This window comes from Pseudomonas sp. ICMP 3272 (genome assembly GCF_001466905.1).
Lineage (GTDB): Bacteria > Pseudomonadota > Gammaproteobacteria > Pseudomonadales > Pseudomonadaceae > Aquipseudomonas > Aquipseudomonas amygdali.
In genome coordinates, this window is the sequence record NZ_LKEK01000040.1 from 64,279 (window position 1) to 78,599 (window position 14,321).

The window sequence follows — 14,321 nt, forward strand, 5'->3', positions numbered from 1 at the left end:
CCACATCTCGCGACAGCGGGCATTACTACCGCAGTACTTCTATGCATCTATTCAACACTTGTTCATTATCAATTATCACAATATTTAACCGTTTCCGCGCACGCGTAATGTTTTGGAATAGCATTTTAGAAGCATGATAATACGTACCACCCTTGTAGCTCAGCTCACCCTTTGCGTCGTAAGAAAAAAACCGATCAATTGTAATAGCCACATTATCAAATTCTTGACCAATCACCTCATGCGAAGTTTTATTGGGTTGTGCAAAGTACTCAGAGTGATGCTCCTTATTATATTGAGAAGGGGTAAACCTTATAACCTCCCACCCAGAAAAACTCAACCCGGAAAGATAAAACCTAGCATCCTCCAAATTTTTGAAATAGCTCACTTCGATATTACTTTTGCTCGAAAGATCGACTTTCCTGAAATTATTAAATAGAGCCTTAATGAAGTTGGCGATCTCTTTGTTGGTGCGAATCTTTTCTGATAATCTGTGAGGGATCAGCCCCTTGACGGAGCTTATTTTTCCATCTAAGTCCGCGATCACCTCGGAATTCGATAGTGTTTGCATTTTGTCATAAGAAAAAATGCATCCACCAAATGCAGCATTATTTTTGGCAACAATGTCATTAAACTGCCACTCCATTAGACGTTGCGCCTCATCAACAATGACCAGATCATAGTCCTCCAAATTGTAGTGGCGGTATTGCTTAATTGGAACAATGGTCCAACCATTTCCGTTTAATTCGTGCTGCCCTGCATTCAAATACCCGCAGTGTATGAGAAGGGTTTTTTTTGCATTGTTAATAAGCTGCTTTGCAATATCGTATATAAGCAAGGTTTTTCCTGTGCCCGCACTACCAACCACACTAAAAAATCTTGCAGCCTTAGGAACAGCCAAGCTCTGTAGAATCAGCTTTTTGACCTCTTCCTGCTGATGAGTCAAAAAATACTCATTATTTAAAAACCTGCGAGTAGAGTTAAAAGGAGAAACCAAATAATCTGAGGGCTCGAACAGATCATCAACCACCACCGACCGATTGATCTCTTGCTGACTTATAACGTTCCTCAGTTCAACAGGGTCTACTCTGACAAGAACTTCATCGTCTTGGAGGTAATACAAAGCAGACACATCCGATACGTATGAAAAGTTATATACCTGCCTTCCTGTACCAGCCAAATAATATTTATTTCTAATAAGCTGATCCCTTACTTTTTCTTCTGAGCAACTACTTTTCAGCTCGATATTGACGATGAAGTTTGTTCCAAACCTCAGCAAATCAAACTCTTTCCCTATCTGAGGTATCTTATAACCAACATAAAAAGCATCAAGCATGCTTATGGTGCATGGTAAAGCATAAAGAGCTTTCAAAAGGTTCTTCAGGTCCGTTATTTCGGCCATTTTTATCTTTATGTCATGAAAACTCAAAAGGCTATTAAAGCTCAATGGCGCCAACGAGTCACTTGCCTGAACCAACGACATGAGATTGATATGCTTCATGCTATGTCCCTATTCAATTCCCAGCAAATATTCTGTACAACATCTGCGCAATGTCTCTTAGTTGCCCAGATCTAGTACTAGCCCAATTCGTCGCTTTTTAAGAACTCAAAAAAACTCACATTTTTCTTACCTTCTTTTAGCGATTTACGGTATTTGAGATCAAGTTCCATTAACGCTGGATCTCTTACAATTAATGCCGGGTGAGTTTTTTGCTGTGACAGATCCTTTACAAAGGCCCGCGCTTTGTCCAGAATTTTTACGCAGTCTAATGATAGACTTGTCTTATTTGATTTTTTTGATGACACCCAGAGCTCGGATCGCTGAGTATCTGTCTCCCAGTTAACGTGGCTCGAAATATTTGTTTTACTGATTGGGCGTAAAGAAGACGCAGCCTTCAACATGGAAACACGAGACTTTTGCGCGTCCGAGAAATATATATTTTCGCTCGCATTTACCAACTGAAGCAGGTTAAGGCTGTCCATATCACGGAGTTCTGTGATGCGAACTGCGTTGGATTTTCGATCCCCAAGCTTATAACAATCAGAGTCGTAGTAATGTAGTAGGATGGTTGGCGATATAGGTAGAAAAACTTGCAACCCTTTACACGACAGACCAATAGCACTCATATAATCAATACTTTCAAATAGTTGATTATACAATACTGCTGGATTGTCGGACGTTATAAACTCCGCCCCCTCTTTCGCTATCAGAATTTTGCACTTAAGATCGAGAACAAAGTGCAGCCCTGAAGTTGCAGTAGCTACCGAGAATACACCTGCGTCAGTAATTGACACTTTGATCCTATCAAGGTCTTGTAAGTCCAGTGATTTTTCAGTGGCTAGCATTTTTTTTGCAAACTTGTCTGTCATTTCGTTCAGAACATCTACTGCGTGCGTAGTTCTACTGTGCTGAATTAAGACAAACAAAATCAATTGCATATATTCTTTGGTCAAAGGCGGTGGCGCTGATTGATTTCTTATTATTTCTCTGAATATTTCAGATGCGGCACCTTCGATTCCCCCTAGAGCCTTTTCGACTTTGTCGTCCCTTCCATAAAAATAATCTTTGTAACACTGATTTTTCAGATTTGCATTATTTATAGTTTTATCACGAGAAATATTGTAAATATTTATTGATAGGGAGTTTTGCGAAAAGTTTTTTAGATAGAATTTTGGCACATAATGGTGCTTTTTATTAGCGGGCATAAATAAGGCCTTAGTGTTGTCGCGCGTTTATTTTACCATTAGCAGGTAAGCGCTGAAGACGACATGAAATTATCTTAGTCATACAGTTTCCATATAAACACATAAAAAAGACTGTTATAGCCATCACATCATTACTTAGCCGACAGGTAGCTAATGGTCGGCTGTAGTCGGTAGCGACGGGCAGAAGTCGGCCAATAGCCGTCATTTGTCGACGCTCGCTCTGGCCCTCCCGTCGCTCGAAGATGTTTCAATTCAGCCCCTAGCTTTGGCTGTTTCTTTCAAGCGTTTTTCCAAAGCCGTTCTCCATGTGGCCAAACTCTCGATGTCCTGTTCTAGCTCATCAGGCTCTGGCGTCGGTAGCCTTCCAACGGCCGTCGCCGCGTCATGCTCGAACTTGGAGCACTTGGTCATGCCGATATCAATCTCTCGACAATCGTCATCAGTCACAACTACAGACTTGAGACGCTGTGTCGATACACCCTCGCCGAATCGCTGGACCGCACCGTTCAACAGCACTTCCTCTACACACCGCTCCCAGGCAAGACGTAGTTTACCGTAACATGTAGCGGTCAAACGACGATGCTCATCGTCGTCTCCGTCCTTCTGCGCTCTACGAACCTCTACCAACGCTTGTCGAAGTCTGGCTAGACGGTCCTTGGTGCCCACGACGTCGAATGGTAGATCCTGCGAGTGGACACCATAGCCTTGCGCGGTTCGGCGAATGTAGTTCTTGGTCAGTGCATCCCCGAGCTCCTCAACCTTCTGCTCCAGAATGCAGAGGAAATAGATGTCGTGGGTGAAGATGATCACCTGCCGAGTGAGCGACTCAATAGCTAAACGCTCCGCCACCTCCCAACGACGGCGGTGATCTAGCGATGAAACGGGGTCATCCAAAACAACTCCACCACGCCCCTTGCCAAGCTTGATCTCCGCAAGGAAAGAGGCGATAGCAATAGCTCTCTGCTCCCCCTCACTGAGAATGGCTCCAGGGGTTCCCCCTCCAGGCAGTTGCAAGACCAGCTTGAATTGAGCCTTGCCCGCAGGAGACTCTGGCTTCATCACCACCTGAAGCTGATGCACCTTGAGGCGTTTGAGTTCTTCGTTGAGAGCGTCCGCCAAGTCTTGGCTGGCCGTCGTCCGTGAGAGCTCGGTTGACTTTCTCGAAATAGCTCTCGTGTCCAAACCATCAATGCATGCCTGAAGTTTGCGACAGACCTCATGCTTGGCGATTGCTTCCAAAACAGCGTCCTTAACCTCGCCCAGGCGTAACCGTGCATCAAGCTCTCGCTTCTCCGTAGCCATTTCAGCCCGGACTGTCTCATCAGCAGTGGCCTCTAGCGCTGCAGCTTGATTTTGTAGACCTTCAGTGATGACCGCTAAGTTCGGTCGTGGGTCGGCCGGCAACGCCAACACCTCCTCCCACCGAAGTTCGGCCGCAGCGGCCCGCAGAATCAAATTCTGACGAGTGTGCAGGCATTCCTGCATTGATGAGCATTCGGCCGCGAGCACCGGATCAATGTCCGTCAACTCCTCAACCAAACCATCGCGGAACATTACGTCCAAGGCGGCGCTTTGAACCGCCCTGTATGCTGTCGCTGCAGTGTCGCGAGCGTCCTTCGCAGCCCTCTCAGCAGCTTGCTTGATGAAGGTGTCAAACTGAACCAGTCGCTTGGCCCCTTCCTCGCCAAGTCGGTTCTGACAAAGTGGGCATTCGGCGTCTTCAGGAACTGTCGGGAACTCATGATCAGGATGGCAAACTTCGGCAAAAGCTCGGGCCGCCTCAAACAGAGCTTTCCACTCTTCACCACCAGTGCCAGCAAGTTGACCTGGAGTCTTTTTGAACTCGCCAGCAGCTAGCTGCGCTACGGCTTTTGCCGCTTTCGAATTATCAATTAGCTCTCTGAGCTGATTGACCTTTTCATCGCCGATCAACGCAATTGCTGACGCGATACGGTTCTTCAATCCTGAGAGGCGCGTTGCCTTTTGGCGCAATGCTTGGGCTTTTTGCTTCGGATCAGCTTCGGCAAGGGTTTGGGTCAACAGGATAAGTCGATCTTGCTCAGCCAAGCTGAGCGTGGCCAAGGCCTCGATGTGCTCATGATTAGTCTTGGTTGGAATACCTAGCAACGTGGCGGCTACCGTTGTCTGCTCTTTCGCAAGTGCGGCATACGCTGCGTCACTTGGAGCATTCGCGGTCTTCTCTTGTGTCGCACGCAACTTGAGCTTGTTACAGGCGCCGGCCAATCCCTCCAAGATATCCAACCCGTATGGGGCGTAAGCGAAGTCGCCATGGTTATCGATGTAAGCACGGGCACAGTGGGTATCAAAGATTGAGATATCCGAAAGCGGCTCAGGTGCCGCTACACCGTATTGCCAAGGGAGGTCGGTAGTAACACCGTCGATTAGAACCTCGAATACCGCTTGGGCGACACCGGCAGTCTTGGGGTCCAAGTTTGCGTTAGGAAGTATGGGCTCGCGCCGATCTCTCGCACGACACGCATGCTTGAATACCCTGGAGTAGCCCGACTTACCAGCGCCGTTCTCCCCATAGATGACAGTCAGGCCCGTCAATGCGATCGGAACGCTGCCGCCGTTAGCTAAGGCATTAACGTTCACGAGATTCTTGATCGCAGCTAGTTGAACTAATCGAGCTGGATCAACGGGCGGAGCGACTTGTGCGTCCTCAAGCTTCTTGGGTTTCCGGTCATTTGGATCTGAGATGCCCGCCTCGGCCTTGGCCAACGCATAGAGGTCGTCCAAGTCAGCAGCAGTGAGCGTGCGATCTTGATAGAGCCGAGCAATCGCATCTTGCTGCCACGCAGTTAATCCTTTAGACCATGCGTGGATTTCCTGAATAATTGCCATCCTGCCTCTTCCTTGGCGTAGCGCTACGCATATCTATCAACACTGCACAGAGTGGCAATTTGCTACCTATATGTCTAGTGAAAATCAGGAAGATGCGCAACCTTGCCCTACTGCTAGTCGGTAGGGCGGTCCATGAGAGACAGCTATTGGCCGAAAGCAGACATTCGTGGGTGGCAGCCACTGGCGTTAACGGGCCCACTTGCACCGTTCTGTCCGCCTGTTGGCGCGCCCTGCTTGACTCAGCAGAAGTGCCGAAAACGTTACACTATTCGTAAATGCTACACCTCAAAGCTTGGAAAAGCTCAGGCAGTGTAGCGCGATATTTATTCAACAAAATCAATAGCTTGACTGGTAGCGTTACACTTGTAACACTGGTTACACACTATTTTTTTATAAAGTCTGCCCCACCCCCCGTGGGCATTGAGTTCCCCCAGCGGAGAGACTCAAGCGCGAGCCGGGGGACCCTGAGCAAATGAGACGTATACGGGGTAGGGAACCCGCGCATCTCGAGTAGTCGAAGGTTTCACAGCTTAGTGAACTCATCCCATCGGATGGTGAACACGTGTATTCATTCCTTGAGCTACTGACCCGCGGCTCAAAATGTCAACTCTCAACCAACGCGGACCGATCAGCAGCTGCCGAATCTACACAAATCTCCGCCCCATGCGATGATCGGAGCTGTAGCATCGCTACTGATTCTTTTGCCTTTTCAGGTGTAGAGAAATGCTATATTTTTCTGGTGACACAGGACGAAGATAGTGCTATGCCTCAGCAAACGAAAAACAGAGTGATAGTCAAAAATGACAAGGAAGAAAAAAAGAATACCCATCCCTACGGATCTTGCAGCGCAGGTGTTGTTCTTATCTGATCGAACTTGTTGCGTCTGCAGAACAAAGGGTAAACCTGTACAGATTCACCACATAGATGAAAACCCATCTAACAATCTGGCACTTAACCTTTCGACTCTCTGCTTTGATTGCCATCGTGAAACCCAGATTCGCGGAGGCTTCGATCGAAAATTAGATGCAGACCAAGTAATACTATATAGAAACGATTGGTTACGAATAGTCGCTACCGACCGAGCGACCTCTGAAGCAAACCGAGAATTACAGCCAGGCGGTCATGCGATAGACCTTGAACTTATCACGAGCATTGCTGAAATATACCGTGAAACTGGCCAACTAGAGCTCTTGGCAATTCATTACAATGGTATTGGCAATACAGAACTCAGGGATAAATACATAGATCTTGCAATAAGCGAAGGAGCATCTCCCGACTCTATTTTCTTCTTACGCGGCAACTTACAGGAACGGCCAGACCTTGTACCAGAAGAAATAATTGACGATCACTTGGCAGCTTTTATAGGCAGGGATGATTATGAGCAACATGCCAGAGCACTACGGGCTGTAGGACGTAGACTAGAGGCAGCTCAGAAGTACATTCAAGGTATCAATGACTCGCTGCAAAATAAGAGCTGGTTCTCTGCTGCCTTTTACATAAAGGAGTTCATGGAAGAGAATCTAATTGAGGATTTACTCAAAGCCGCCTACAGAGAGTCAACCGAGCAGGGAGAGACGTGGTGGCAGGTTAGGGCATTGCAGGAGCTGGGCTGGTTCACAGAGTTGAATGATCTACTTTTCAGCAAAAAAGACGAGATAGGTAAATCTGGCAACTTGATGCTTATGGCGCTGCTTGCCGATGCGGAGGGCGACTTTGCACTGGCTTGCGATTTACGAAAAGAAATCGCAAGGTCTTCGTCCTGAGACTGAGGTAAAGCACCCTATGCTTATCCGACGAAAATTACGGACTCAGCGCCGCCTGAAAGCCTAGTTCTGTGATCATCTGATGATGAATGCACTAATCACAAGGATGCAGCGTGTATGCCCACCTGTATGCCCGCCCGAAAAAAATGGAATAAAACTCTTTAAAAACAAAAGCTTAAAAACCAGGTTCAAATGACTGTGTAACCAAGTACCGAATGACAGATTTCAGCTGAAGCCTGTCATTCAACAAGAAGCCCGCCCGTGCGGGCTTTCTTGTTTTCGGGATTCCACCCGGACCTGCCCCTAGCCATCGCTACCGTGTATGCCCTCTCCAATGCTTCAATAAAAATTGAACCGGGAAGTGGGTAACAGGTTAACGACACGAAGCATGTTCACCGACTGGCTACAGACGTATGCCGGAACGCCTACTCCAGAACCGCACTCACATCGCCTTCCAGCATGCTCGCCACCCTGATGGCAAGCGACTCCAGTGTGAAGGGCTTCGTCAGGAGCTGCATATAGGGGCCGAGAAAGTCAGCCCTGGTCAACGCGCCCTCCGCATACCCTGTCAGAAATAAAACCGGCAGGCGCGGCCTGAATTGTTGGAGAATTTCGGCCAGTTGACGACCGTTCATTCCTGGCAACCCGACATCCGTGAGCAGAAAGTCGACCTTTTCCAGGTCGTTGAAAACCCTCAAGGCCTCTTCGCCGTCACGTGCGACGTGAACCCGGTATCCAAGCTCCTCCAGAACCTCCTGGTTGATCAAACGCACAGAGTCGTCATCTTCGACCAGAAGAATAACCTGGCCCTGCCCCGTGCTGAATTCCGGGGAAGTAAACGGTGGGTCCGATTCAACTTGCTTATGTTTGGGCAAACAGATTGAAACGGTCGTCCCGACTCCGACTGTGCTTTCGATTGAAAGACGTCCATTACTTTGATTGGCAAACCCATAAACCATCGATAGCCCCAAGCCGGTACCTTGACCAATAGGCTTGGTTGTGAAGAAAGGCTCGGTTACCTTATCCAGCATATCCTTGGGAATACCATGCCCTGTATCGCGCACCTGCACGCACACATGCCGTAAAGGGTCGTACTGATCGTCCTGTTCCACGCACGTAGCAATGGTTAACTCACCGCCATGCGGCATGGCGTCTCGCGCGTTGATCACCAAATTGAGTACGGCGTTTTCCAATTGGTTGGCATCTGCAAAAATCCAGGGATCTTCGCGACTCAAATCGAACCTGATAATGATTTTTTCATTGACTGTTTTCTGCAGCAGGTCGGCAAGAGCATTGATGAGTTTATTGACCGACACCGCTTTTTCATCAAGGGACTGGCGTCGGGAGAACGCCAGCAATCTATGAGTGAGTGACGCGGCCCTTTGGGCTGAAACGAGTGCGGCGTCCATGAATCGCTCAACGCCCTCAAATCGCCCCCGGGCCATTCGGAGCTTGATCAGATCAAGCGAGCCGATCACCCCGGTCAGCATATTATTGAAGTCGTGAGCGATTCCGCCGGTCAATTGACCTACGGCTTCCATCTTCAAGGACTGTCGTAACTGCTCTTCGGCGCGGGCTCGCTCTTCACTCTCGGCCTTGAGCTGCTCAACCGCAGCGTTCAGCTCTTGCGTTCTGGCTTTGACTTGAACCTCTAGTTCTTCATTGAACCTGCGTAAATTCAGCTCAGCCTGTTTTTCGTCGTTGATATCGACGATGACGGAGGCCGCACCAATTATGTGGTGCTTTTCGTCATACAGAGGCACAGCACTGACACGCATCCATGACTCCCCACCTCCATCCTGGCGATGATAAAAGTCCACGCCGGTTGCCGCATCCCCTCTCAATGCCCTGGCACCAGGGAACATGACGGGCTCCAGGCGCTGACCTTGCGCATCGAGCCCTACCCAGCGTGCGGCACCATCTGGCTGCCTGGAAGGGATCACATTCTCCGGCACATATTGGCGATACAAAGGATTGCTTACCAGGGAGGTCCCTTGAGTGTCCATGAAGCACACTCCAACCGGGATGTTTTCGAGCAGGATCTGCAACCGGGTTCGTTCTTCAGCCAATTGAATGAGACTTTGGCGCATCTCGAACTGACGCTCACGTGCTCGCCAGGCTGCGGCGATCGCGCTCAATAACGAGGCCGAGCTGAGAGGGCGCTCCAGAACGATTACATGTCCTGCCGATTTTGGCAGCCTGCGCCTGGCCATCTCGGTGTCTCGCCCAGAACGCCCTTTATTCGACGCGAGCAAGATGACAGGGATCTCCGACCATCCCGGTTGCAGGTCCAAAGCGTTTCCGAAACTCAGCACATCCCCGGAAAGGCTCTCTTCCGTGAGTATCACCAGGCCGGTGCTTTCACCCAGGGCAATTGAAAGCGAGGTCAGGTCGTGGTGGGCTTGAACGGGGTAAATATCGCCAAGCAGTTTACCAAGGCTGATCGCATCGCCCTTGAACGGCGCCACAACCATCAGGGTCTTGCTTTCAGATAATTGTTCAGTCGCCACGCTTTCGCTCTTCCATCAGCGGAAGGTTGGCACCGAAATACTCTGGAGTACCCGTCAAGACGCCGCGAAAATCGACTAATGGTGCACCGACACGAATACCCTTGGAATCAATCCGGAGTTCGCGAATCGCGTCCTCATGGGCTCCGGTGCGGTGTTTCAGAACAGAGATGGCTTTGCGCAGACGCCCTTGCGCCTCGAAGAAGCGAATGAGGATGACAGAGTCCGCGACATAGGAAATATTCAGGTTGGTTGACATCGACCCTACCAGACCATGCTGAGGGTTGATCAAGAAAGTAACGACACCCAGTTGGCTCAGGTATGAAAGCAACTCGTGCATCTGCAAGATCAGTTGCTGTTCCTGCGGCATCGCCGCCATGTAGCCGTTAAGGCTATCAACAACGATCATGGTACTCCCGCGCTCTTCGACCTCTGTGCGAACCCGCCACGCAAATTCCCCGGGAGAAATCTCGGCAGGATCGATTTGTTGAATGATCAACTGACCGCTCGATACGTGGCGACTTAGCTCCATGCCCATGCTGTCCGCCCGGGAGATCAAAGTAGCGATGCGCTCATCGAATTCGTAGATGGTGCATTTTTCACCTCGTGCGCAGGCTGCCGCCAGATAGGCAAGGGTTACGGTGGTCTTTCCAGAGCCAGCAGGCCCTGTGACCAAGGTACTGGTTCCCCTGAGCGGGCCACCGACCAACAAGTCATCCAGTTCCTTCACGCCGCTAGGCACAGGCTCCGCTTTGAATGGGACATGGTGAGTGGCCGCAATCAACCTCGGATACACCTCCAACCCGCCTCTGCGAATCGTGAAGTCGTGAAAGCCTGCAACGAAGTCAACGCCTCGTAGTTTTTGCACCTGAAGTCGTCTGCGGGCAGCACCGAAATCCAGCGTCAGCCTCTCAAGCGTGATCACTCCGTGGCATAAGCTGTGAAGATGGTTATCTCGTTCACCCGTGGAAGCCGTGAGATCGTCCACAAGCAGGACCGTGATGTCCCGACCTGCAAAATATTGCTTGAGCGCCAACACCTGGCGACGATAACGCAGAGGATCCTGAGCCAGGAGCCGCATCTCGGAAAGACTGTCGAAGACTAGCCGCCTGGGCTGAAGCTTATCGACTCGCTGCTGAATAAGCTTGATGGTATCGCCCAGCTCCGCCTCCCACGGATGCAGGATAGACTGCTCGTACTCATCGCCCAGCACTTCCTCCGTTGAGGAAAACTCGAACAAATCAATGCCGTTTAATGACCAGCCATGTGAGTGAGCGACGCTTTCAAGCTCTTCGCTGGTTTCTGAAAGCGTGATGTACAAGACAGGCTCGCCGGCCTTGACCCCATCGAGCAAGAACTGGAGACCCAGCGTCGTCTTGCCTGCTCCAGGCGTGCCCTCGAGTAAATAAAGCCTGTTGTTTGGCAGACCACCTTTAAGGATCGAGTCAAATCCGGCATTGCCAGTTGAGACAATCGGGCGAGGTAGCTTCATTTTAGCCTCAAGGAATAATGTGAGAGCACGTGCAGGCCCTGCAGTATGGGGCTCCCCTCAAAGCTGCGCCATTGGCAGATGAACCTTTTTCAAAATAAATTGAACTTTAAGCGAAAAAAGATTTCGTCAATTAAAATCGATAGCTCTCGTGAATATGCAATGACGCTATATTCCGCAGTTTATTCGCACTGTCGGTGCTTAAGCTGGAAAGCTGAATCAGCGCCTTCAACGTCGTCTGCCTGGTCTATGCTCGAAAATGATGGTTCATGAGGGGCCAGCATTTTTCACAAGGAGCAAAGCATGCGCAAACTCGTACTCTCAATGACTGCCGCTCTCTTCCTCGCTGGCGCTGTGGTGCCCGCGGCCTTTGCAGAGAGTGAGCTGGAAAAGGGCGTCCGACACGATAACCGTGAGCTGGATAAAGGTGTTGATCATGACGCCAAACAAGTGGACAAGGGCGTCAAGCACGATGCTGACGAGGTCGACAAAGGTGCAAAGCATGATGACAAGGAGCGTCACAAGGCTGACAAGCACGTCGATAAAGAGGTTAAAAAAGATCTGTAAAAAAAGCCTGCCACTGAGCAGGCTTTTATAGTCGGACGATGTGGGGCGGTTCAGCGAACCCGCTAAAACACTCACACTATCGCTTGCAGATTACCTGCCGCAAAAGCCGGGCCCCGTATAAAGGGCCCGGCCTCTGTCACTGGATGTACGGTCAGATCTTGAAGCTGTCGACCAGTTGCTTCAAACGACCTGCTTGTTGCGAAAGCGCAGCACAATCCTTGAGGGTTTCATTAAGATTGGCCACACCTTGCTGATTAAGTGTGTTGATCTGGTTGATATCGATATTGAGTGTTTCCACAACCGCGGTCTGCTCTTCCGTGGCCGCGGCAACTGACTGGTTCATGCCATCGATATCACCGATGCGGCGCGTTACATCGCGCAGACGACTGCCCGCCTGATTGGCAACTTCGACACTTTCCTGACTCGACACCTGGCTTTCGTTCATGTTGAGCACGGCATGCTGAGACCCTGTCTGCAGGCCGCCGATCATCTTGTGAATTTCATCGGCCGATGTCTGCGTGCGATGCGCAAGGTTGCGCACTTCGTCGGCCACCACGGCAAAACCGCGTCCGGCTTCACCCGCGCGGGCCGCTTCGATGGCAGCGTTGAGCGCCAGCAGGTTGGTTTGCTGGGAGATGCCTTTGATCACATCCAGAATGTGGCCGATGTTGTCGGTACTGGCGTTGAGCTGCTCGATCTGTGTGCACGAGTCACTGATTTTGGCGGACAACGTACTCATGGCGTGGATGGTTTTTTCGACCACCACCTGACCGTCTTCAGCCTGGGTGCGGGCCTCACTGGCCTGAATCGAAGCGTCCGAGGCGTTGCGAGCAATCTCCTGAGTGGCCGCACCCAGTTCGTTGATCGCAGCGGCAACGCTGTTGGTACGGGCGCTCTGCTCGTCAAAGCCGACGATTGAAGAGTTGGAGGAGTTGACCACTCGCTGCGACAGGTCATGCACCTGCAGCGTTGCGGAGGAGACTTCCGCAATGGACGCGTGCACGCGCTCCACGAACTGATTGAACGAGCCACCCAGCTCGGCGAACTCGTCCTTGCCCTGAATGCGCAGACGGCGGGTCAGATCACCCTCGCCCTGGGCGATGTCCTGCATCGCACGGCCCATGTCGGTCAACGGCCGCATCAGCGCACGGATCAACAGGCTCAACAGCAAGGCAATCACGGCCACCGCAATCAGCACGGCGACCATCGCGGAGCTGCGGAACTGGCTCAACGGTGCGTAAGCCTTGTCCTTGTCGATCGACAGTCCAATGTACCAGTCGGCCGAAGGCAGCCCGGTGATCGGGGTAAACGACAGCAGCCTCTGCTGGCCATTGAGCGTAACCTCACGCAGGCGCGCGTCCAGGCTGAGGGTCTGGCCTGGGTAGACGTCCTTGAGGTTTTTCATCACCTGTTCCTTGTCCGGGCTGACAATGATCTGCCCGTCCCCGCTGACCAGAAAGGCGTAACCGAGCCCGCCGAACTCCACCGAGTTGATGATCTTGACCAGCGTGTCCAGACTCAGGTCACCACCGACCACGCCGGTTATCTGGCCTGCAGTCTTGACCGGGCTGGCGATAGTCACCACCAGGCCGCCCACGGAAGCCAGATAAGGCGGGCTGAGAATGGTTTTACCGGCGTCGACGGTGGACTTGTACCAAGGCCGCTGACGCGGATCGTAACCCGCCGGCATATCGACATTGGGCCGCTGGGTGAACGCACCTTTGCTGTCACCGACGTAGGTGAACTGAAAGGTCGACACCAGCGAAGACTGCGACACCAGCCCGCTCAGATCGGAGTTTACGCCCTGGAAGGCTACGTTCTGGGTGAGGTTTTCCAGCACCAGAATGCGTCCGCTCAGCCAGTTCTGCACGCTGCTGGCTGTCAACTGACCCGCCTGGCTCACCGAGGACTCAAGGTTCTGATTGATGGTGGTGCGTTGCAGGTAGTCGTTGTACAGGGTGAACAAGGCAAAGGCCAACACCACAACACCGGCCGCAGCCAGAAGAATTTTATGACGAAACTTCAAATTCATGACAAGGCATCTCAACGTGACGGGAAGAAGGTTCAGAGGCCAGAGCAACTTGTGACATAAAAATGTCACGCACTGCAAAAAGCAATGAACCTGAAGCGGATAAGGTTTCCACTGTCGCGAGCATAGACAATATTTTGCCGCACCCTATGAAAGGCGGCGCTCTATTTCAGTCTTTTCAGCGGTTCTTTATAGCGGTTCGTCTCCGCAGACGATAGGGCTTGAAAACGTATTTCAAGCGTCTTGAAACTTTCTCTTTTTTTTATTTCAGCTTGGCCACCACCTGCCGATAGTGTCTGTATAACACACCCCGCCCCTGACCTGTATGCCATGCCTTTCAGGGGCTCTACTGCTTTTAAATGGCTGTTGTTGGAGAATTCAATGAGTAGCTGGTTTGC

Annotated in this window: 8 protein-coding genes and 1 pseudogene; 2 read left to right on the forward strand and 7 right to left on the reverse strand. The window is 50.9% G+C overall.

Annotated elements, in window-relative coordinates; translation table 11 throughout:
- Positions 1 to 25 precede the first annotated feature (25 nt).
- From AO068_RS07405 to AO068_RS07415, 3 genes are all read right to left on the reverse strand, one after another.
- The gene (locus tag AO068_RS07405) at positions 26 to 1,498 is read right to left on the reverse strand and encodes a DNA/RNA helicase domain-containing protein (RefSeq protein WP_058408013.1); all 1,473 of its coding nucleotides are present in this window, start codon (positions 1,496 to 1,498) and stop codon (positions 26 to 28) included.
- A gap of 77 nt (positions 1,499 to 1,575) precedes the next feature.
- The gene (locus AO068_RS07410) at positions 1,576 to 2,703 is read right to left on the reverse strand and encodes a DUF4238 domain-containing protein (protein WP_058408014.1); all 1,128 of its coding nucleotides are present in this window, start codon (positions 2,701 to 2,703) and stop codon (positions 1,576 to 1,578) included.
- Between the two features lie 252 nt (positions 2,704 to 2,955).
- On the reverse strand, positions 2,956 to 5,568 hold the full coding sequence (locus AO068_RS07415) for an AAA family ATPase (protein WP_058408015.1): 2,613 nt from the start codon (positions 5,566 to 5,568) through the stop codon (positions 2,956 to 2,958).
- Positions 5,569 to 6,368: 800 nt separating this feature from the next.
- On the opposite strand from AO068_RS07415, the gene AO068_RS07420 reads away from it, so the two are divergent.
- The gene (locus AO068_RS07420; protein ID WP_017704921.1) at positions 6,369 to 7,331 is read left to right on the forward strand and encodes an HNH endonuclease signature motif containing protein; all 963 of its coding nucleotides are present in this window, start codon (positions 6,369 to 6,371) and stop codon (positions 7,329 to 7,331) included.
- Between the two features lie 425 nt (positions 7,332 to 7,756).
- Here AO068_RS07420 and AO068_RS07425 read toward each other — a convergent pair whose 3' ends face one another.
- The gene (locus AO068_RS07425; protein ID WP_058408016.1) at positions 7,757 to 9,841 is read right to left on the reverse strand and encodes a hybrid sensor histidine kinase/response regulator; all 2,085 of its coding nucleotides are present in this window, start codon (positions 9,839 to 9,841) and stop codon (positions 7,757 to 7,759) included.
- Positions 9,831 to 11,330 (reverse strand): ATPase domain-containing protein, encoded by a 1,500-nt coding sequence (locus tag AO068_RS07430; protein ID WP_058408017.1) that lies wholly within the window; start codon positions 11,328 to 11,330, stop codon positions 9,831 to 9,833. Before AO068_RS07430 ends, AO068_RS07425 begins: the two co-directional genes overlap by 11 nt.
- 300 nt (positions 11,331 to 11,630) lie before the next feature.
- Here AO068_RS07430 and AO068_RS07435 point away from each other — a divergent pair, with 300 nt between their 5' ends.
- Complete coding sequence (locus AO068_RS07435) at positions 11,631 to 11,894, forward strand: hypothetical protein (protein WP_058400541.1); 264 nt, start codon at positions 11,631 to 11,633, stop codon at positions 11,892 to 11,894.
- A gap of 151 nt (positions 11,895 to 12,045) precedes the next feature.
- On the opposite strand, the gene AO068_RS29645 is transcribed toward AO068_RS07435, so the two are convergent.
- Positions 12,046 to 12,906 carry a methyl-accepting chemotaxis protein gene (locus AO068_RS29645; protein ID WP_369812069.1) on the reverse strand — a complete coding sequence of 287 codons (861 nt, stop codon included), beginning with the start codon at positions 12,904 to 12,906 and terminating at the stop codon, positions 12,046 to 12,048.
- Positions 12,907 to 12,951: 45 nt separating this feature from the next.
- Positions 12,952 to 13,926: pseudogene (locus AO068_RS29650) on the reverse strand (cache domain-containing protein); the annotation flags it as partial.
- Positions 13,927 to 14,321 lie beyond the last annotated feature (395 nt).

Coding starts and splice junctions, on each gene's coding strand:
- AO068_RS07420 (WP_017704921.1), top strand. CDS start 6,369: ATGACAAGGAAGAAAAAAAGAATACCCATCCCTACGGATCTTGCAGCG.
- AO068_RS07435 (WP_058400541.1), top strand. CDS start 11,631: ATGCGCAAACTCGTACTCTCAATGACTGCCGCTCTCTTCCTCGCTGGC.
- AO068_RS07405 (WP_058408013.1), bottom strand. CDS start 1,498: ATGAAGCATATCAATCTCATGTCGTTGGTTCAGGCAAGTGACTCGTTG.
- AO068_RS07415 (WP_058408015.1), bottom strand. CDS start 5,568: ATGGCAATTATTCAGGAAATCCACGCATGGTCTAAAGGATTAACTGCG.
- AO068_RS07430 (WP_058408017.1), bottom strand. CDS start 11,330: ATGAAGCTACCTCGCCCGATTGTCTCAACTGGCAATGCCGGATTTGAC.
- AO068_RS07410 (WP_058408014.1), bottom strand. CDS start 2,703: ATGCCCGCTAATAAAAAGCACCATTATGTGCCAAAATTCTATCTAAAA.